The following is a 19,709-nucleotide window of genomic DNA, read 5'->3' as shown; positions in this document are numbered from 1 at the left end:
ACGTATCAGGAACAGGGGCTGTAGGACATGGCGGAACGCAAATTGTTCGCGGGGCATGCGGTCCGCCGGTTGCGGCGGGGGCAGGGGCTGACCCAGGCGGCGATGGCCGAGATGCTGGGCGTTTCGGCCAGCTATCTCAATCTGGTCGAGCGCAACCAGCGGCCGCTCTCGGCGACGCTGATGCTGGGATTGGCGCAGGTGTTCGACTTCGACCCGCGTACGCTGGCTGCGGGCGAGCCGGGCGGGGGTGAGGAGGCAATGCGGCGGCGGCTGGCCGATCCGCTGTTCGCCGATATCGAGATCGATCGCAGCGAGCTCACCGAATGGCTTGCCGGAGCACCCGGCGGGGCGGAGGCGTTTGCGCGTGCTTATGACCGGATCGGGGCGGGTGGCACCGTGGCGTCCGGGGACGCGGAGGATCCGGGCGCGGCGGTGCGGCGCGAGGTCGAGCGCTGGCGCAACCATTTCGCCGACCTTGACGCCGCCGCCGAAGCGCTCGCCGACGAGCTGCGCATCGCCTCGAGCGACCCGTTCGGCGCGATGGCGGAGCGGTTGCGGGTCAAGCATCAGCTGTCGATCCGGGTGCTCCCGATCGAGGTACTCGCCGGACTGCGCGTCCGCCTCGACCTGCACGCGCGGCAGCTGCAGCTCTCCGAAGCGCTCGATCCGCCGAGCCGGGTATTCGCGCTGGCCCGTCAGCTGGCGAGCGAGGCGCGGAGCGAGATCGAGGCGCTGGTGCGCGGCGCCGGGTTCGCCGACCGCGTCGCCGAACGGCTCTATCGCCGCCATCTCGTCGGCTATTTCGCTGCGGCGGTGATGATGCCCTATGCCCGCTTCCTGCGCGCGTGCGAGGCGACCGGCTATGACCTGGAACTGCTGCGGCGCCGTTTCGGGGCCAGCGCGGAACAGGTGGCGCACCGGCTGACCACGCTGCAGCGGGTCGGCGCGCGCGGACTGCCGTTCTTCATGCTGCGGGTCGACCGGGCGGGGCAGGTGTCCAAGCGCTTTGCCGGGGCGAGCGGATCGCCGCTGGTGGAATCCGCGGTGCCATGCCCGCTGCTCGACGCCTATGCCGCATTCGCGCGCCCGGATGAGCGGATCGTCCAGCTGGTCGAACTCGAGGACGGAACGCGCTGGTTCACCAGCTCGCGCTGCGTCGCGCCGCCGGGCGGCTGGGCGGGGGCCGTGCGCGCGCGGTTCGTGGTCACGCTGGGGCTGGCGGCGGAGGCGGCGACGGGGCTGGCTGCTGCGCGCGGGTTGGATTTCGGCGGAGAGGCGGTGCCTGTGGGTCTGGGCTGCCGCGCCTGCACCCGCGAATGCCCCCAGCGTAGCGCGCCACCCACCGGACGCGCGATGCTGGTCAACGAACGCGAGGCCGGGGTTTCGCCGTTCGGTTTTGCCGGAGATTGAGCCGCGCTGTTCCGATTGGAAACACAGCGTTTCTTCGCATGCGCAATAAAGCCTGACACACTTTTGCGACAAGTTGGTTGGAATAGTTGATGTTCCCCCCGGTTGGTGTAGCGCGCTTTTTCATGCGAATGATTCTTGTATTGGCGGCTTCCGCCGTAGCCCTGGCATCGTGCGGCGGCGGTGACGCAGCGCAGAAAAAGGGCCGCGAAGCGCCGCTGGTGACGCTGGGCGCGGTCCAGTCGGCGCGCTTTGTCGAGCGCATCGATGCGGTCGGCACGGCGCGCGCCAACGAACAGGTTACGCTGACGGCACCGGTGACCGAACGCATCCTGCGCCTCAATTTCGAGGACGGCGCTTATGTCAGCCGGGGCCAGGTGATCGCGGTTCTGGCGCAGGGCCAGGAAAACGCCCAGCTGGCACAGGCGAGTGCCCGGGCGCGTGAGGCGCAGCAGCAGCTTGCCCGGCTCGAGGAACTGAAGAATCGCGGCTTTGCGACGCGCAGCGCGGTCGACGCCCAGACCGCGCTCGCCGGGCAGGCCAATGCCCAGGCGGCCGAGGCCCGGGCATCGATCGGCGATCGCGTGGTGCGCGCGCCGTTCGGCGGATGGGTGTCGCTGCGCAATATTTCCGCCGGCGCGGTGGTGAGCGCGGGGACCGAAATCGCCACCGTCAGCGACATCAGCCGCATCAAGCTCGACTTCACCGTGCCTGAGACCCTGCTGGCGCAATTGGAGCCCGGTCAGCCGATCGTCGCGGTCGCCGCCGCCTATCCGGATCAGCCGTTTCGCGGCACGGTCGCGACCATCGACCCCGTCCTGAACCCGCAGACGCGCGCGGCGACCGTGCGCGCGGTGCTCGCCAACGGCGATCGCAAGCTGAAGCCCGGGATGCTGCTGACGGTCAGCATCGAATCTCAGGCCCGGACCGCGGCCGCCGTGCCCGAACTCGCGGTGGTGGGAGAGGGTGACCAGAGCTTCGTGTTCGTCATCGAAAATGGCAAGGCGAAGCGGGTGCGGATCCGCACCGGGCTGCGCCAGAACGGGTTGGTCGAGGTGACGCAGGGCCTGAAGCCCGGCCAGCGAGTCGTCACCGAAGGCGTGGTCAAGATTGCCGAAGGACAGCAGGTGCGCACCGCCGGACCCGGCAATGCGGCCCCCAAGGCCGGCCAGGCCAAGGGTAACTGATGCAACTGTCCGACCTCTCCGTCCGGCGGCCCGTTTTTGCCGCAGTGCTGGCGATCCTGCTGACGATCATCGGCGTGGTCGGATTCCTGGGCCTGTCGGTGCGCGAATATCCCGACACCGACCCGCCGGTGGTGTCGGTCGAAACCGCCTACACCGGCGCCGCTGCCAGCGTGATCGAGGCGCGGATCACCCGGCCGATCGAAGAGGCGCTCTCGGGCATCGAGGGCATCCAGACGATCACCTCGCGTTCGCGCGACGGCGTTTCGGACGTGTCGATCGAATTTCGCCCGGGCCGTGATATCGATTCCGCCGCGAACGACGTGCGCGACCGCATCGGCAGCGTCGCCGAGGATCTGCCTGAAGAGGCGCTGGCGCCCGAAGTGCGCAAGGTCGATGCCGACAGCTCGCCGATCCTGTTCCTCGTGATCTCGCGCCCCGGCTGGTCGCGGTTGCAGCTGTCCGACTATGTCGACCGTACCCTGGTCGACCGGTTCAGCACGATCGATGGCGTCGCGCGCGTGTTCGTGGCGGGCGATGCGCGCCCGTCGATGCGCGTGTGGCTCGATGCGACGCGGCTGGCCGCCTATTCGCTGACCCCGGCCGAAGTCGAAACCGCGCTGCGCAGCCAGAATGTCGAATTGCCCGCCGGGCGGCTGGAATCGCAGCAACAGAACCGCACATTGCGCGTCGACCGGCCGTTTGCGACGGCGGGCGACTTTTCGAACCTTGTCGTCGGGCGTGGCGAGGATGGCTATCTTGTCCGGCTGGGCGATGTCGCGCGGGTCGAACAGTCGGCGGAAAATCCCTACAACGCGTTCCGCATGAACGGCCAGCAGGCGGTCGGGCTCGGCATCGTCCGCCAGTCGGGCGCGAACACGCTGGAGGTCGCGAAGACTGCCAAGGCAACCGCAGAAGCGGTTCAGGCGGATTTGCCCGAGGGGATGACGATCACCGTCGGATCGGACGATTCGCTGTTCATCGGCCGCGCCATCGAAAAGGTGTGGCAGACACTGGCAGAGGCGGCGATCCTGGTCGTCCTCGTCATCTTCCTGTTCCTGGGATCGTGGCGCGCCACGTTGATCCCGGCGGTGACGGTGCCGATCTGCCTGCTCGGCGCATTCGCCGTGCTGTGGCTCGCCGGCTTTTCGATCAATCTGCTGACCCTGCTCGCATTGGTGCTGGCGATCGGCCTGGTCGTCGACGACGCCATCGTGGTGCTGGAGAATGTCTACCACCGGATCGAGGAGGGGGAAACTCCGCTGGTCGCGGCATTCCGGGGTACGCGCCAGGTCGGGTTCGCGGTGATTTCGACGACGCTCGTCGTGTGCGCGGTGTTCGTGCCGATCTGTTTCCTGGCCGGGCAGACCGGGCTGTTGTTCCGCGAGCTCGCAGTGGCGATGATCGGCGCGATCGCGTTTTCCGGGTTCCTGGCGCTCAGCCTGACGCCGATGCTGTGCTCGAAGATCCTGAAGCAGGAAAAGCGCGGGCGCTTCACCGGCTGGGTCGACAAGCAGTTCCAGAAGCTGGAGAATTTCTATTCGCGCCGCCTGTCGCGCGCGATCGAAAAGCCGGCGATCCCGCTGATCGCGGTCCTGGCCTTTCTGTTCGCGGCGGGCGCGGCCTTCTCCACGCTCCAGTCGGAACTGGTCCCGGCGGAGGATCAGGGCGTCGCGCAGGTCCAGATCAGCGCGCCCGAAGGCACCGGCTTCGACCAGATGGACCGCTATATGCTCGATACGCAGGGCAAGCTGCTGCCGCTGCTCGATCAGGGGGCGGTGCGCACGATCATCACGCGCACACCGGGCGGGTTCGGTGCGAGCGACGATTTCAACAGCGGCGCCTTCGTCATCTTCCTGAAGACCTGGGAAGAGCGCGACACCTCGACCGCGCAGGTCGCCCAGCAGATCAACGCCATCTTGGCCAACCAGCCGGCGGTGCGCGGCAATGCGCAGGTGCGATCGGCGCTGGGGCGCGGGCGCGGGCAGCCGATCAACTTCGTGCTCGCGGGCAACACCTATGAGGGGCTGGTCGCCGCGCGCGATCGCATCCTCGCCGCGGCGGCGCAGAATCCGGGCATCATCAACCTCGATTCCGATTACAAGGAAACCAAGCCGCAGATGCGGATCGAGGTCGACACCACGCGCGCCGGCGACCTGGGCGTTTCGGTCAATGCGGTCAGCCAGGCGCTGCAGACGCTGCTCGGTTCGCGCCGCGTGTCCACCTACCTCGACCGGGGCGAAGAATATCGCGTGATCGTTCAGGCGGACGAGGCCGGCCGCTCCACCCTAGCCAACCTCGCCCAGATCCAGGTGCGCGCGCGCGACGGGTCGCTCGTGCCGCTGTCCAACCTCGTCACCACGCGCGAAGTATCCGGGCCACGCGACCTCGGCCGCTATAACAAGCTGCGGGCCATTACCCTGTCGGGCGGCGTCGCCCCGGGCTATTCGCTGGGCGAGGCGCTGACCTTCCTGCAGGAACAGGCGGCGCAGTCGCCCGAGGTGCTGGCGGTCGGCTATCGCGGCGAGAGCCAGGCGTTCGTCGAGACCGGCGGGTCGATCCTGCTGGTGTTCGGCCTCACCATCCTGGTCGTCTATCTGCTGCTCGCCGCGCAGTTCGAAAGCTTCGTGCATCCCGGTGTGATCATCATGACCGTGCCGCTGGCGGTTGCTGGCGGGATGCTCGGGCTGTTCTTCTTCGGCAAGACGCTGAACCTGTACAGTCAGATCGGGATCGTCATGCTTGTGGGGCTGGCGGCGAAGAACGGCATTCTGATCGTCGAATTCGCCAACCAGCTGCGCGACGAGGGCAAGGAGATCGCCGACGCGATCCGCCTCGCCTCTGCCCGGCGCCTGCGCGCGATCCTGATGACGTCGATCGCGACGGCGGCGGGCGCGGTGCCGCTGATGATCGCGAGCGGGGCAGGGGCGGGCGCGCGCTCGGCAATCGGCGTGGTGATCGTGTTCGGCGTGATGCTGGCGACGCTCATCACCTTGTTCCTGATCCCGATCCTCTATAGCAGGCTTGCCAAGTGGACCGGATCGCCCCAAGCGGTGAGCCGCGAGCTTGACGCGGCGATGACATCGCCGCAACCGGCCGAATAGGGCGGCTACAAGAACGGGGAGCGGGGAATGGAGATTGCGTCCAAGGGGCAATTGCGGCTGGCGTTCCTGCGCTGGGCGATCGTCACCGTTCCGTTCATCCTGCTGCTCGGCTTTACCTCGGCCCGCATCGCTCCGACCGGGGCCGACAATCCCTGGTACCAGATGCTCGAAAAGCCGGCGCAGACCCCGCCGGACTGGGCCTTTCCCGTGGCATGGGCGGTCATCTACGTGCTGATGGGCCTGGCGCTGGCGATGATCATCAACGCGCGCGGATCGAAGCTGCGTGGCCCGGCGCTGGTACTGTTCGCGGTACAGATGGGCGCGAACCTCGCATGGTCGCCGTTGTTCTTCGGCATGCACCAGCCCTTCTGGGCATTCGTGCTGATCGGCGTGATCCTGGTGCTGGCGCTGGCCACGACGGTGATGTTCGGACGCATCCGTACGGGCGCGGCGATCCTGATGCTGCCCTATCTGGGCTGGCTGTGCTTTGCCGGATGGCTGTGTTTCCAGATCGACCAGCTCAACCCCAATGCCGCAACCCTTGTCCCGGCGCAGTCGGCGCCCCAGATGAGTATTTGAGGAGCCGACTTATCATGCAGAGCGACAACCGCATTTTCGACGATTTCGTAAAGTTCGTGAACGGCGCGGCCGGCACGATGGCCGGCATGGCGCGGGAGGGCGAGAGCGCCGCGCGTGAGCGGTTCAAGAGCTTCGTCGGTGGCATGGATTTCGTGGCGCGCGACGAGTTCGAGGCGGTGAAGGCGATGGCCGTGGCGGCGCGCGACGAGAATGACGCGCTGCGTGCGCGGATCGAGGCGCTGGAGGCGAAGCTGGGCGGTGCTCCCGCTGCTGCAAAGCCTGCCAAGCCCAGGAAGTCCGCGCCGGACGCCTGAGCCCGCCTTTTCCACATCTATTTCCGCCGCGTTTACGTTATGCTGCTTGTGCAGCGCGGCGAGGATTGGCACCAACTGCGCCAGGCAAGGGCCGGGCGGAGGACGACCGGAATGCTCGATGAGAGCGAATATGAGCGCGACGATGACGCCGCGCCGATCGACATGCTGGAAAGCTACTTCGCGGCGCATGGCTGGAGCCATACGCGCGAGGAGGACGAGGTCGTTGCCAAGGTAAAGGGCAGCTGGACCGAGTACGAACTGCGCGCGATCTGGCGCGAAGACGATGGCGTGCTCCAGTTCCTGGCGTTCCCGGATGTCCGCATCCCGGACGAGCGTCGCGGCGCGATCTACGAAACCATCGGCCTCGTCAACGAACAGCTCTGGGTCGGCCATTTCGAGCTTTGGTCGTCCAGCGGCATCCTGCTGTACCGCCACGCCGCGATGATCCCCGGCGACGACGGCGCATCGATCACGCTGCAGCACACCGAATTGCTGGTCGAAAGCGCGATCGACGAATGCGAACGCTTCTACCCGGTGTTCCAGTTCGTCCTGTGGGGCGGCAAGACTCCCAAGGAAGCCATCGCCGCCGCGCTGATCGAGACGCAGGGCGAGGCGTAGGCCACCCACACGCTCACGCCACAGCCGCGTCGCACCAGGCCAAGCGACCCGCAATGCGGCGCGCGATCGTGTAGAGCCAGTGTAATCTTCCGCCCGGCGCCGTCCCGGCGGCCAATGTCCGGAGGCCCCATTGTCCACCCCCAAGACCCTGTGGCTGATCGGATGCGGGAATATGGCCGGGGCGATGTTGCGGCGTTGGATCGCAGCGGGAACGGTGCGGGGGGAGGATGTGTTCGTCCTCAACCGTAGCGACCGCGACCTGCCCGATGGCGTGCGGCAGGGGCGGGTGTTGCCCAACGGTGCGTTGCCCGATGCGGTGATGCTGGGGGTGAAGCCGCAGCAAATCGACCCGATCGCCGAACAGATCGCAGGCCGGATCGCGGGCGTGCCGATGCTGGTTTCGATCCTCGCCGGGGTCGAGGAAGCCGCGGTGGCGGCGCGGTTCGATGCCGGGGCAATTATCCGCGCGATGCCGAACCTGCCGGTCGAGATCGGCAAGGGCGTGGTCGCGCTGCATAGTGACAGCGCCGATGCGACCGCGCGGGCCGGGGCGGGCGCGCTGATGGCGCCGCTCGGCCTGGTCGAATGGGTCGATGTTGCACGGTTCGACGCGGTGACCGCGCTGGCAGGCAGCGGTCCGGCCTTTGTCTATCGCTTCATCGACGCGCTAGCCGAAGCGGGCGCGGCGGTCGGTATTCCCGCCGATCAGGCGCTGCGGCTGGCGCTGGCGATCGTGGAGGGCGGGGCGCTGCTCGCCGCCCGGTCCAGCGACAGTCCAGCTACGCTCGCCGACAAGGTGGCCAGTCCCGGCGGTTCGACGCGCGCGGGGCTGGACGTGCTAGACACCGACGCCGCGCTGGTCAGGCTGCTCACCGCCACCCTTGAAGCCTCGGAGCGCCGTAACGCCGAAATGGCCGCCGCTGCGCGCGGGTAAAGCGGAACGTCCAACCTCTTGAAAACGTTGTCGCGCCAGTATTCTATTCACGGAGGCGATGATGGCGACCAAGACGCAGAGCAGAGCGACCCAGGCTGACAACCAGACGCGCGACAGCAAGGGCCGGTTCAAGGACGAAGGCGGCTGGGGCGGCAGCTTCGGCAAGATCGCCGGTGCGACCGCAGCCGGTGCGGCGCTAGGGGTGCTGGCGATGCTCGGACGCAAGGCGGCGGTGCAGTCCCCGACGTTGCTGGCTGGCGACTGGATGGACGGGCTGATCGCGGAACATCAGGCGGTGCTCAAGCTGCTCGACGCGATCGAGGCGACCGACGACACCGCGACCGCGCGCCGCACGCTGATGCTGACCCAGCTCAAGCACGCGCTGGCGAAGCATGCGATCGAGGAAGAGAATGTGATCTACCCCGCGCTGCGCGAGGCCGGGAAAGTCGCGGAAGCCGATGCGCTTAACGGCGAACATGGCTATGTGAAGCAGCATTTGTACGAGCTGGACAATATGCCCGCCGCCAGCCCGCAGTTCCTCGCCACGATCCGCAAGCTGCGCACCGAGCTGGAAGAGCATATGAAGGACGAGGAGGAGCGCCTGTTCCCGGAGCTGCGCGCCAGCCTGTCCGAGGAGAAGAACGCCGTACTGACCAAGGCGATGAACCGCGAAGGGTTCAAGGTGGCGTAATCCTACCGCCCCAGGTCTGACACCCGCTTGCGTTCGTCGGCGGGGATCAGCCCTTCGAGTACGGCCCAGAACCCCCCGACCGCCGCCTGTCCCGCCGAGGAATAGGCGGCGGTCATTTTTTCGCGCAGCGCGTCGAACAGCTCGGCCTCCAGCCGTGCCCCCTCAGGCGTCAGGCGCAACAGGCGCTGGCGACGGTCTTCACGGCCGGGCCGAGTGTCGATCAGCGCGCGATCGGTAAGGTCGGTCAGCACCCGGCCGAGCGACTGTTTTGTGATCGCCAGCAGCGAGATCAGCTCACCGACGGTAATGTCCGGCTGGCGCGCGATGAAATAGAGCGCACGATGATGCGCCCGGCCCAGACCTTGTGCGGCGAGCCCTTCATCGATCGAGCGGGTCAGGTGACTGTAGCCGAAATACAGCATTTCGACGCCGCGCCGGATTTCGGCTTCGCGCAGGAATAGCGGGGACGCAGTTGGGACAGCCATGTTGACCTGTTTTGCCATCGGGCTTAGGCGTGCGCAACGGTCAATTCAGGAGAGTGAAGTGAGCAGCCTGACGTTCCAGATCGAAGCCAATCGGGCTCCCATCGACGCGAACGAGCGTACGCGCCTGCTCGCCGATCCCGGGTTCGGCAAGCTGTTCACCGATCATATGGCGATGATCCGCTGGTCGGACACGCAGGGCTGGCACGATGCGAAGATCACTGCGCGAGCGCCGCTGACGCTCGATCCCGCGACCGCCGTGCTGCATTATGCGCAGGAGATTTTCGAAGGGCTCAAGGCCTATCGCCTCGGCGACGGCGGCACGGCGTTGTTCCGGCCCGAGCAGAATGCCCGCCGCTTTCGCGAGTCGGCGCGGCGCATGGCGATGCCCGAACTGCCCGACGAGCTGTTCATCGGGTCGCTCGAGGCACTGGTCGCCGCCGATCGCGACTGGATCCCCAGCCTTGAGGGCGGTTCGCTCTACCTGCGCCCGTTCATGTTCGCGAGCGAGGTATTCCTAGGCGTGAAGCCGGCCAGCGAATATCTCTACCTGGTCATCGCCTCGCCCGCCGGCGCCTATTTCAAGAGCGGGGCCAAGGCGGTGACGATCTGGGTCTCCGACCATTATACCCGCGCCGCGCCCGGCGGCACCGGCGCTGCCAAATGCGGCGGCAATTATGCGTCGAGCCTGGTCGCCCAGGCCGAAGCGATCAAGCAGGGCTGCGATCAGGTCGTGTTTCTCGACGCAGCCGAGCGCCGCTGGGTCGAGGAACTCGGCGGCATGAACCTGTTCTTCGTGTTCGACGATGGCAGCATCCTCACCCCGCCGCTGACCGGCACGATCCTGCCCGGTATCACGCGGGAATCGATCCTGACGCTGGCCCGCGAACAGGGGATCACCGTGCGCGAAGAGCCCTATGCTATCGATCAGTGGGAAGCGGATGCGAAGAGCGGGCGGCTGGTCGAAACCTTCGCCTGCGGCACGGCGGCCGTGGTCACGCCGGTCGGCCAGGTGAAGAGCCGGGACGGCGGCTTCACCATCGGCAGCGGCGGTCCGGGGCAGGTCACCGAGGCGCTCAAGGCGCGGCTGACCGCGATCCAGCGCGGCGAGGCACCCGACCCGCATGGCTGGGTGCATCGGTTCGGCTAAACCCTCTTTTCACACGCGGCGCGGCGCTCTAAGGGCGTCGCTTCCGCGATGTTGGGGCGTAGCCAAGCGGTAAGGCAGCGGTTTTTGGTACCGCCATGCGCTGGTTCGAATCCAGCCGCCCCAGCCATATCGACGATGCCTTTTCCGCAAGCGCACCGGAACAGGGTGGCCGGGACCGTGCCGTCGGCGCATCAGTCTGAAGCTGGGTCGTTGGCGGAGTGCAAGGCCCGCCGTTTAGCGCTGACTTGCCTGTGCATCCCCTGAGCCTCGATCAGTCTTGGGCGGATTGCCCGCCGTCCCGCTGTCACTCGATATGATCCTCCCGAACAAAGTTGAAACTCCGTTCAGGTTCGCTTGACCACGCCGACCCCCCGCGACTATCGCCCCCGTGACAGGGGCTAGGAGAGACTCGCGGCGATGAACAAGCTGTACCCGACTGCCGAAGCGGCGCTTGAGGGCCTGCTGCACGACGGCATGACAATCTGCGCCGGTGGGTTCGGCCTGTGCGGCATTCCCGAACGGCTGATCGACGCGATCCGCGATGCCGGGGTCAAGGACCTGACGATCGCCAGCAACAACGCCGGTATCGACGGCGAGGGTCTGGGCAAGCTGCTGCGCACGCGGCAGGTCCGCAAGATGATTTCGTCCTATGTCGGTGAGAACAAGGAGTTCGAGCGGCAGTATCTGGCGGGCGAGCTGGAAGTCGAGTTCTGCCCCCAGGGAACGCTGGCCGAACGCTGCCGCGCGGGCGGGGCAGGCATCCCCGGCTTCTACACCAAGACCGGCGTCGGCACGAAGGTGGCCGAGGGCAAGGAGGTCAAGGTGTTCGACGGCCAGGAATATATCCTGGAACGCGGCATCCGCGCGGACCTCGCCATCATCAAGGGGTGGAAGGCGGACGAGGCGGGGAACCTGATCTTTCGCAAGACCGCGCGCAACTTCAACCAGCCGATGGCGACCGCCGCGAACATCTGCGTCGCCGAGGTCGAGGAAGTGGTGCCCGTCGGCAGCCTCGACCCCGACACGATCCATCTGCCCGGCATTTACGTGAAGCGGATGATCATCGGCGCGCCGTACGACAAGAAGATCGAGTTCCGCACGGTCCGTCAGCGGACCAGCGAGGCGGCGTGAGCCGGCTGCGCGCCCTGCTGACGCTTGGCGCGGCGGGGCTGCTGTGCGGCGGATGCGTCGCGGCGGCGATCCCGATCGTCGCGGGCGGATCGATCGCGGGGAAGCGGTTGCTCGACGGCGACAAGCCGGAGCCCGAGCCGCAGCCAGCCGCTACCGCGACGCCGGCACCGGTTGCGGCCGCGCCCGGCGATGCAACCGCGACGCTGGCCACACCCGAGGCGCGCGCGCTGGCGCTGCGGCTGCAGGCATCGGCGGCAGCATCGCCCGCCACACCGGCGGCATCGGCGGAATCCGCTGCGGCATCGCTGCAGGCGTATCAGTCGCTCTGGGCCTATGTCGAACGCCAGGTCGCCGCGCGCAAGGCGGGGGAGGCGGTGCGCTCGGCCGTGCTGGCCGAAGGCGCGACGCTCGATGCGCCACGCTATGTGCCGTGCGAGGCAAAGCCGTTCGCGATCCTGTTCGACCTGGATGAAAGCGCCGCCGGCAGCGATCCCGATGCGCGCTTTCGCCGCTGGATCGGCGACGGCAGCGATCAGGTCAGCGCGGTGCCGGGCGCGGTCGAAGGAATCGATGCGCTGCGTCGCGAGGGTGTGCAGGCGATCTTCACCAGCGCACGGCGGCCCTCCGGCAACAACGCTGCGGCCGCCATGCTCGCCAAGCTTGGATTTGGAGACTTCGTGCCGGGCAAGACGCTGATCCTGCGCGGCGGGGAGCCGCCGATCGCCGGCGACCATGTGCGTCGCACCGTCGCCGCCAGCTATTGCGTCGTCGCGATCGTCGGCGATGCGCTGGGCGATTTCAGCGACACGTTCGATGCGGGGGACGCCGCGCGCCGCCCCGCCGCCGCGACCGAGACGATGGTCGCCCCGCTCTGGGGCGCAGGCTGGTTCCTGCTGCCCAATCCGGTGCGTAGCACCGCGACCCCGACAACCGAACTGCCCAAGGAGTGAAGTGATGCCCTGGACCCGCGACGAAATGGCCGCGCGCGCCGCAAAGGAATTGCAGGACGGTTTCTACGTCAATCTCGGCATCGGCATCCCGACCCTGGTCGCCAACCACATCCCTGAGGGAGTGGAGGTGACGCTGCAGTCGGAAAACGGCATGCTCGGCATCGGCCCGTTCCCGTTCGAGGGCGAGGAAGACCCCGACCTGATCAACGCCGGCAAGCAGACCATCAGCGAACTGCCGCAATCGGTCTATTTCAGCAGCTCGGACAGCTTTGCGATGATCCGCGGCGGGCATATCGACCTGACCGTGCTCGGCGCGATGGAGATCAGCCAGACCGGCGACATCGCCAACTGGATGATCCCGGGCAAGATGATCAAGGGCATGGGCGGCGCGATGGACCTCGTCGCCGGGGTCAAGAAGATCATCGTGGTGATGGAGCATAATGCCAAGGACGGCAGCGCAAAGTTCATCCCCGAATGCACGCTCCCGCTGACCGGCAAGAATGTCGTCGACATGATCATCACCGACCTGGCGGTGTTCCAGCGCCCGGACCATGACTCGCCGTTCCGCCTGATCGAACTGGCCCCCGGCGTGACCGAGGACGAGGTCGCGGCGAAGACCACGGCGCAGTACGAGGTCGCGCTAGCGACGGCGTGATCACCCATTCCTCCCCTGCGGAGCAGGGGAAGAATACCTTACGCCTCCCGCGCCGCCTGACGAAACAGGCCGGCGGCGACCAGCCACAACGTGCCGAAAAACACGGTCACCCCGATCGGAAACCCCGCACCGGCCACCCAGATGTAAAGCATCACCGCGATCTGGACGATCGCAGCGAGGATCGTGGCGACGGCCATGCCGCCCGCGCGGAAGCCGGCCAGCATCGATCCCCCAATGGCGGCGAGCGGGGCGAGGAAGAACAGCGTGTTGACCGGATTATTCTCGTTCCCGACGATCCCGACCGCCAGGTTGATCCAGGTCGTCAGGAAGCACGCGGCCAGAAGGATCCCCATGCCCGCGCGATAGGACCATGACGGGTTGGCGCGCACGGTCAGCTCGACCGTCATGCCGACGCTGGCCAGCATCAGGAACGCAACCAGAAAATCGCCTGCCGTCCAGCTGACCTCATCAGTAAACTGCATCGCCACCGCCGGGAGGAGCAGGAGACCCGCGATCCCGCCCCATCCGATCAGCCGCCACGGGTTGCGCCACACGCCGCCAGTCTTCGCTTGTTCAACCACTTGCTTGCCTCCATGAATTGCCGATACCCTTGGCTGGCGCAGTCGGCGGGTGAGCGGCATGAGCAGGATCTGAGGCTTCGCTGAAATCGACATGGACCCGACGATCTATCGCTTTGGGGGCTTCGAGCTCGACAGCACCGAGCGCCAGCTGCGCCGCGACGGGGCGGAGGTCGCGCTCAACGCGCGCTATCTCGACGCGCTGATCCTGCTGGTGGGCGCACAGGGCCAGCTGGTGACCAAGGACCGGTTCATGGACGCGGTGTGGCGCGGCATTCCGGTGACCGACGAGGCGCTGACCCAGTGCATCCGCACGCTGCGCCGGACATTGGGCGATGATGCCGGCGACCCGCGCTTCATCGCGACGGTGCCCAAATTCGGTTACCGCTTCGTCGGCGCGATCGAGGGCGAAGGGACGGAGGCGCGAGCGCCGGCTGCGCCCTCCGCGCCGCAGCCGCAAACGCACAACTTGACCTGGGACATGGGCGCGACCGGTACTGCCGGCGCGGTCGCGGCGGGTGTTGTCGGCGGACTGACCTATGGCGTGCTCGGTGCGACGCTGGCGGTGCCGGCGCAGAGCGGGGCGCTGTCCTTCGTGCTGGTGCTGGCATGCCTCACCATTGGTGTCGCGGCCATCGGCGGCGGCGCGGTGGCGTTTGGCGTCGCGGCAGCGGCGCAGCGCAGCGGTGTCGGATCGCCCCTGACGATCGTCGGCGGCACGCTCGCCGGCCTCATCGTGGGGGCGGTCGCAAAGCTGCTGGGGATCGACGCCTTCACCCTGCTCCTCGGCCGTGCGCCCGAAGGGATCACCGGCGCGCCCGAGGGATTGGCGCTGGGGACTGCGGTGGGGCTGGCCTATTGGATCACAGCTAGACGCGCAGGCAGCACCAAACGCCATGCCGGGCTCGCCGGAATGGTCCTTGGCGCAGCGGCGGGCTTGATCATTGCGCTGCTCGGCGGACGCTTGCTCGCCGGCAGCGTCGACGTGCTGACCCAGACGATGGATGGTGCACGGCTGGACCTTGGCCGGATCGGCGCGCTGCTCGGCGAAACCGGCTTCGGCCTGCGCAGCCGGATCGCGACGAGCGTGGCGGAGGGCGCGCTGTTCGGCGGGTTCACGGCAGCGGGGTTGTGGCGGGGGAGGGCTGGCTGATGCGCGTGCTGCTCACCGGGTCGTCGGGCTGGCTCGGCCGCTTTCTCGCTCCGCTGCTCCGTGCGGAGGGTCATCACGTCACCGGTCTCGACGTTGCGCCTGGCGCCCATACCGATGTGATCGCCAGCGTCGCCGACCGCGACGCGATCGACCGGGTCTTCGCCGAGCACAGGATCGAGGCAGTGATCCATGGCGGCGCGCTGCACAAACCCGACATCGTGCGCTATCCAAAGCAGGCATTTGTCGACGTCAATGTCACCGGCACGCTCAACCTGCTCGAGGCGGCCGTGACAGCGGGGCACGACCGGTTCGTGTTCACTTCCACCACCTCGCTGATGATCAGCCAGGCAATCCGCGACGAGGCGGGCGATGCAGCAGTGTGGCTCGACGAGGACAGCGGCCCGATCGAACCGCGCAACATCTACGGCGTCACCAAATATGCGGCGGAGCAGCTGTGCCGCCTGTTTCATGCCGAACATGGCCTGAACTGTATCATCCTGCGCACCGGGCGCTTCTTTCCCGAGGACGATGACACCCACAGCCATCCGCCGGGCGAGAATCTTAAGGCGAACGAGTTGCTCCACCGGCGCCTGACGGTAGAGGATGCCGCGCGGGCGCACATCGCCGCGCTCGCCAGGGCGCCGGAAATAGGTTTCGGCACCTATATCGTGTCCGCGCCGACCCCCTTCGCCCGCGACGAAGCGGCTGAATTGAGGCGCGACGCCGCAGCCGTGATCGCCCGGCATTTCCCGGATGCCCCCGCGCTCTACGGCGCACGCGGCTGGGAACTGCCGAGCCGGATCGGCCGGGTCTATGACAGCGGGCGGATTCAGCGCGAACTGGGCTTTGCGTTCGGCACCGGATTCGCGCAGCTGCTCGATGCGTTGAGGGCCGGGGCCGATTTGCCGTTCGCGCATGACGCCGACTATGTCTCGCCACAGGAGTTGGCGCGGACCGGGGAGGGGCAATGCCAAATGTCGTGAGCAACCCGGGTTCGGGCTGGCTGATCGCCGCCGCGACCCTCTCCGCCGCAGCCGCCGCGCTACATTTGGCCTGCATCGCTGGTGGGCCGGACTGGTATCGGTTCTTCGGCGCGGGTGAGGGGATGGCGCGGGCGGCGGCGCGGGGCGATTTGCGACCGACGCTGATCACGCTCGGTATCGCTACGCTGCTGGCAATATGGGCGGCATATGCCGCGTCGGGGGCGGGTCTGATCCCCCGGCTGCCGTTGCTCCGCACGGCGCTGGTGGCGATCACCGCCATCTACCTGTTCCGGGCGCTCGCCTTTGTGCCGCTGCATTTCTGGCGGCCGCAGCATAGCGACGGCTTCGCGATCTGGTCGTCGGCCATCGTGCTGGTTTACGGCGTCGTCCATTTCGTCGGCCTCGTGCGCGCGTGGCGGCACCTCGCCCCCTGAGCCAAGCCGCGCTTTGCCTTAGAAAATGTCGCCTGTGCTTGCCCCCGCGCAACAAAGGCGTAAGGGGACCGCATCATGGCCAGCAAACCGCTTACGCTTTACGAGAAGATCTGGGCCGCGCACGTCGTCGAACGGCGTGAGGACGGCACCTGCCTCATCTATATCGACCGCCACCTCGTCCATGAGGTGACCAGCCCGCAGGCGTTCGAGGGGCTTCGCGCCGCCGGGCGCCGCGTGCGCCGTCCCGACCTGACGCTCGCGGTCCCCGACCATAACCTGCCGACCACCGCGCGGGTCGATGCTTCGGGCAACCGGCTGCCGATCGCGGATCAGGAAAGCGCGCAGCAGCTTGCCGCGCTCGAACGCAATGTCGCCGAATTCGGCATCGACTATTTCGGCGCGACGGCGCCGGAACAGGGCATCGTGCATGTGGTCGGCCCGGAACAGGGCTTCACCCTGCCGGGCACGACCCTGGTGTGCGGCGACAGCCATACCTCGGCGCATGGCGCGCTGGGTGCGCTCGCCTTCGGCATCGGAACCAGCGAGGTCGAGCATGTGCTGGCGACGCAGACATTGCTGCTCAGCCAGTCCAAGACGATGGAGATCCGCGTCGACGGGACGCTGGGTTACGGCGTGTCGGCGAAGGACGTGATCCTCGCGATCATCGGCAAGACCGGGGCGGCGGGCGGCACCGGCTATGTCGTCGAATATACCGGCGATGTGATCCGCGGCCTGTCGGTCGAGGGGCGGCTGACCGTCAGCAACATGTCGATCGAGGGCGGGGCGCGCTCCGGCCTGATCGCGCCTGACGAGACCACTTTCGCCTATCTCAAAGGCCGTCCGATGGCGCCGCAGGGAGAGCAGTGGGACAAGGCGCTCGAATGGTGGCGCAGCCTGCCGAGCGATCCGGGCGCAGTCTATGACCGCGTGGTAACACTTCAGGGCAGCGACATCGCTCCCTCGCTCACATGGGGCACCAGCCCCGAGGATGTCGTGCCGATCACCGGCATCGTCCCCGATCCGGAGAGCTTTGCCGATCCGTCGAAGCGCGTCGCGGCGCAAAAGTCGCTCGACTATATGGGCCTGACCGCCGGCACGCGGATGCAGGACATTGCGGTCGAGAATATCTTCATCGGCAGCTGCACCAACAGTCGGATCGAGGATCTGCGCGCTGCTGCTGCGGTCGTGAACGGGCGCAAGGTCGCCGAAGGCGTGCGCCAGGCGCTGATCGTCCCCGGATCTGGGCTGGTGAAGCGCCAAGCCGAGGCCGAGGGGCTGGACCGCATCTTCACTGCGGCGGGGTTCGAGTGGCGTGAGCCGGGGTGTTCGATGTGTCTCGCGATGAACCCGGACAAGGTGCCGGCTGGCGAGAGATGTGCTTCCACTTCCAACAGAAATTTCGTAGGACGGCAGGGTCCGGGCGCCCGGACGCACCTCGTCTCCCCCGCGATGGCGGCGGCGGCGGCGGTGACCGGGCGGTTGACGGACGTGCGGGACCTCATGGGGGCCCAGGCGGGGGGATGACCGGTGAAGCGCGTTTTGGTGGCATTGATCACGGGCACGATCCTCAGCGGCGCGGCCGCGGTCTATTCGACCGTCACCGGCACGGTCGGCGAGGCGCGCGCGAGCACACAGGTTGTCGCGCCGTTGCGCTGAGCGCGCCGCACGACATCATCGCATCGATTGGGCAGGCACCCGGGCGGCGCAGCAGCGCGGCCCGCTTCGTCGCGCGCCCTCAACACATCCGGAGCTGAACATGGACCCCGTCCGCAAGGTCGAAGGGCGCGCCTATCCGTGGGGCGCCAAGAATATCGACACCGACATCATCATTCCCGCCCACTGGCTCAAGACGATCAGCCGTGAGGGCCTTGGCAAGGGCGCGTTCGAAACGGTGCGCGCGCAGCCGGGCAACATCTTCGACGACCCCGCTTATGCCGGATCGCCGATCCTGATCGCCGGCGACAATTTCGGATGCGGGTCGAGCCGCGAGCATGCCGCCTGGGCGCTGAAGGACATGGGCATCACCGCCGTGATCGCGCCCAGCTATTCGGACATCTTCTCGGGCAATGCGTTCAAGAACGGGATCGTCGCGGTGGTGCTCCCGCAAGAGGCAATCGATCGGCTGATCGAGGTGGCAAAGACCGATCCGGTCACCATCGACCTTGAGACGATGACCGTCACCACGCCGTTCCAGGATCGCTTCAGCTTCGAGATGGACCCGTTCCGCCTCGATTGCCTGATCCAGGGGCTGGACGAGGTCGGGCTGACACTGGCAAGAGATACCGCAATTTCGAAATATGAGTCGATGGTCGCCGACGCGCGGCCCTGGCTCAAGAGGGAGAGCGGTGATGCGGGCGTTATTGTCGAAGGAAGTGGGCGGACCTGAAACTCTAACCATGGGCGAGCTGCCGGATCCGGTGGCAAAACCCGGTGAGGTGGTGGTCGCGGTCAAGGCCTGTGCGATCAACTTTCCCGATGTGATCATCATCGAGGACAAATACCAGTTCAAACCCCCGCGCCCGTTCGCGCCGGGCGGCGAGATCGCCGGCGTGGTGGAGTCGGTGGGCGAGGGTGTCACCGACCTCAAGCCGGGCGACCGCTTGCTCGGATCGACCGGGTGGAACGGCCTCGCCGAAAAGGTCGTGGTCGAACGCCGCCGCCTCTACCCGCTGCCTGACAGCAAGAGCTTCGAACAGGGCGCAGCGCTGCTGATGACCTATGGCACCAGCATCCACGCGCTGCTCGATCGCGGGCATTTGAAGGCCGGCGACACGCTGCTGATCCTCGGCGCGGCTGGCGGCATCGGCCTGTCGGCGATCGAACTGGGCAAGGCATTCGGCGCGCGCGTCGTCGCCGCGGTGTCGAGCGAGGAAAAGGCGGCGGCGGCCAAGGCGGCGGGCGCGGACGAAACCGTCGTCTATGGCCGCGCGCCCTTCGACAAGGACGCGTCAAAGGCGCTGGCCGAACAGTTCAAGGCGGCGGTCGGGCCGGACGGCGCCAATGTCATCTATGATCCCGTCGGCGGCGACTATGCCGAACCCGCGCTGCGCTCGATCGCATGGGAGGGGCGCTATCTCGTCGTTGGCTTCCCGGCGGGCATCCCCAAGCTGGCGCTGAACCTCACGCTGCTCAAGAGCTGCGACGTCTGCGGCGTTTTCTGGGGCGCCTTCGCCGCGCGCGATCCCAAGGCCAACGCCGCGCATGTCGACCATCTCTTCCGCCTGTGGGAAGACGGCAAGATCAACCCGCATGTCAGCGAGGTGTTCGCGTTCGAGGACGGCGGCAAGGCCATCGCCAGACTCGCCGACCGCGGCGCGATCGGCAAGCTGGTGGTGCGCGTGGCGGACTGAGGCGAGGCTGGG

20 protein-coding genes and 1 tRNA gene are annotated in these 19,709 nt (G+C 67.3%); 19 read left to right on the top strand and 2 right to left on the bottom strand.

What is annotated here, in order from left to right:
* Positions 1 to 27 precede the first annotated feature (27 nt).
* From ACO05N_RS17395 to ACO05N_RS17360, 8 genes are all read left to right on the top strand, one after another.
* Entirely contained in the window at positions 28 to 1,410 is a 1,383-nt protein-coding gene (locus tag ACO05N_RS17395; protein ID WP_422058248.1) for a helix-turn-helix domain-containing protein, read from the top strand.
* 122 nt (positions 1,411 to 1,532) lie between these two features.
* Entirely contained in the window at positions 1,533 to 2,594 is a 1,062-nt protein-coding gene (locus ACO05N_RS17390; RefSeq protein ID WP_422058247.1) for an efflux RND transporter periplasmic adaptor subunit, read from the top strand.
* Complete coding sequence (locus tag ACO05N_RS17385) at positions 2,594 to 5,695, top strand: efflux RND transporter permease subunit (RefSeq protein ID WP_422058246.1); 3,102 nt, start codon at positions 2,594 to 2,596, stop codon at positions 5,693 to 5,695. Before ACO05N_RS17390 ends, ACO05N_RS17385 begins: the two co-directional genes overlap by 1 nt.
* Positions 5,696 to 5,722: 27 nt before the next feature.
* Positions 5,723 to 6,274 carry a TspO/MBR family protein gene (locus ACO05N_RS17380; RefSeq protein WP_422058245.1) on the top strand — a complete coding sequence of 184 codons (552 nt, stop codon included), beginning with the start codon at positions 5,723 to 5,725 and terminating at the stop codon, positions 6,272 to 6,274.
* A 14-nt stretch (positions 6,275 to 6,288) separates the two neighbouring features.
* Positions 6,289 to 6,588: an accessory factor UbiK family protein gene (locus ACO05N_RS17375; protein WP_422058244.1), complete on the top strand. Its 300-nt coding sequence runs from the start codon at positions 6,289 to 6,291 to the stop codon at positions 6,586 to 6,588.
* 111 nt (positions 6,589 to 6,699) lie between these two features.
* Entirely contained in the window at positions 6,700 to 7,206 is a 507-nt protein-coding gene (locus ACO05N_RS17370; protein ID WP_422058243.1) for a YbjN domain-containing protein, read from the top strand.
* 130 nt (positions 7,207 to 7,336) lie between these two features.
* Entirely contained in the window at positions 7,337 to 8,140 is an 804-nt protein-coding gene (gene proC, locus ACO05N_RS17365) for a pyrroline-5-carboxylate reductase (protein WP_422058242.1), read from the top strand.
* Positions 8,141 to 8,201: 61 nt separating this feature from the next.
* Positions 8,202 to 8,831 (top strand): hemerythrin domain-containing protein, encoded by a 630-nt coding sequence (locus ACO05N_RS17360; RefSeq protein ID WP_422058241.1) that lies wholly within the window; start codon positions 8,202 to 8,204, stop codon positions 8,829 to 8,831.
* A 2-nt stretch (positions 8,832 to 8,833) separates the two neighbouring features.
* Here the strand turns inward: ACO05N_RS17360 and ACO05N_RS17355 are convergent, their stop codons facing one another.
* Positions 8,834 to 9,316, bottom strand: a complete 483-nt coding sequence (locus ACO05N_RS17355; RefSeq protein WP_422058240.1) for a MarR family winged helix-turn-helix transcriptional regulator — start codon at positions 9,314 to 9,316, stop codon at positions 8,834 to 8,836.
* Between ACO05N_RS17355 and ACO05N_RS17350 the strand changes: the two genes are divergently transcribed.
* The 5 genes from ACO05N_RS17350 (at position 9,315) to ACO05N_RS17330 (ending at position 13,199) form a co-directional block, all read left to right on the top strand.
* The gene (locus ACO05N_RS17350; RefSeq protein ID WP_422058239.1) at positions 9,315 to 10,463 is read left to right on the top strand and encodes a branched-chain amino acid aminotransferase; all 1,149 of its coding nucleotides are present in this window, start codon (positions 9,315 to 9,317) and stop codon (positions 10,461 to 10,463) included. The two genes, ACO05N_RS17355 and ACO05N_RS17350, sit on opposite strands and share 2 nt — an antisense overlap.
* Positions 10,464 to 10,515: 52 nt before the next feature.
* Positions 10,516 to 10,590: transfer RNA gene (locus ACO05N_RS17345), tRNA-Gln, on the top strand.
* Positions 10,591 to 10,880: 290 nt separating this feature from the next.
* Positions 10,881 to 11,594, top strand: a complete 714-nt coding sequence (locus ACO05N_RS17340) for a CoA transferase subunit A (RefSeq protein WP_422058238.1) — start codon at positions 10,881 to 10,883, stop codon at positions 11,592 to 11,594.
* Positions 11,591 to 12,544 carry an HAD family acid phosphatase gene (locus ACO05N_RS17335; RefSeq protein ID WP_422058237.1) on the top strand — a complete coding sequence of 318 codons (954 nt, stop codon included), beginning with the start codon at positions 11,591 to 11,593 and terminating at the stop codon, positions 12,542 to 12,544. Before ACO05N_RS17340 ends, ACO05N_RS17335 begins: the two co-directional genes overlap by 4 nt.
* A 4-nt stretch (positions 12,545 to 12,548) precedes the next feature.
* Complete coding sequence (locus ACO05N_RS17330; protein ID WP_422058236.1) at positions 12,549 to 13,199, top strand: CoA transferase subunit B; 651 nt, start codon at positions 12,549 to 12,551, stop codon at positions 13,197 to 13,199.
* Positions 13,200 to 13,237: 38 nt separating this feature from the next.
* Here the strand turns inward: ACO05N_RS17330 and ACO05N_RS17325 are convergent, their stop codons facing one another.
* Positions 13,238 to 13,780: a hypothetical protein gene (locus ACO05N_RS17325; protein ID WP_422058235.1), complete on the bottom strand. Its 543-nt coding sequence runs from the start codon at positions 13,778 to 13,780 to the stop codon at positions 13,238 to 13,240.
* Between the two features lie 91 nt (positions 13,781 to 13,871).
* On the opposite strand from ACO05N_RS17325, the gene ACO05N_RS17320 reads away from it, so the two are divergent.
* The 6 genes from ACO05N_RS17320 to ACO05N_RS17295 all read left to right on the top strand — a co-directional run bounded on the left by ACO05N_RS17320 (position 13,872) and on the right by ACO05N_RS17295 (position 19,697).
* A complete protein-coding gene (locus tag ACO05N_RS17320) occupies positions 13,872 to 14,930 on the top strand; it encodes a winged helix-turn-helix domain-containing protein (RefSeq protein WP_422058234.1) in 1,059 nt (352 codons plus the stop codon).
* Positions 14,930 to 15,913, top strand: coding sequence for an NAD-dependent epimerase/dehydratase family protein (locus ACO05N_RS17315; protein WP_422058233.1), 984 nt, complete (start codon positions 14,930 to 14,932; stop codon positions 15,911 to 15,913). The genes ACO05N_RS17320 and ACO05N_RS17315 overlap by 1 nt, the downstream gene beginning before the upstream one ends.
* Positions 15,898 to 16,347 (top strand): hypothetical protein, encoded by a 450-nt coding sequence (locus tag ACO05N_RS17310; protein WP_422058232.1) that lies wholly within the window; start codon positions 15,898 to 15,900, stop codon positions 16,345 to 16,347. Before ACO05N_RS17315 ends, ACO05N_RS17310 begins: the two co-directional genes overlap by 16 nt.
* A gap of 75 nt (positions 16,348 to 16,422) precedes the next feature.
* A complete protein-coding gene (gene leuC / locus ACO05N_RS17305; protein WP_422058231.1) occupies positions 16,423 to 17,871 on the top strand; it encodes a 3-isopropylmalate dehydratase large subunit in 1,449 nt (482 codons plus the stop codon).
* A gap of 232 nt (positions 17,872 to 18,103) precedes the next feature.
* Positions 18,104 to 18,733, top strand: coding sequence for a 3-isopropylmalate dehydratase small subunit (gene leuD, locus ACO05N_RS17300; RefSeq protein ID WP_422058230.1), 630 nt, complete (start codon positions 18,104 to 18,106; stop codon positions 18,731 to 18,733).
* A complete protein-coding gene (locus ACO05N_RS17295) occupies positions 18,696 to 19,697 on the top strand; it encodes an NADPH:quinone oxidoreductase family protein (RefSeq protein ID WP_422058229.1) in 1,002 nt (333 codons plus the stop codon). The genes leuD and ACO05N_RS17295 overlap by 38 nt, the downstream gene beginning before the upstream one ends.
* Positions 19,698 to 19,709: the final 12 nt, after the last annotated feature.

It is taken from the genome of Sphingomonas sp. (assembly GCF_965227385.1).
GTDB lineage: Bacteria > Pseudomonadota > Alphaproteobacteria > Sphingomonadales > Sphingomonadaceae > Sphingomonas.
Note: the sequence above shows the minus strand (reverse complement) of the source record. Positions and strands in the feature narration are given on the sequence as shown.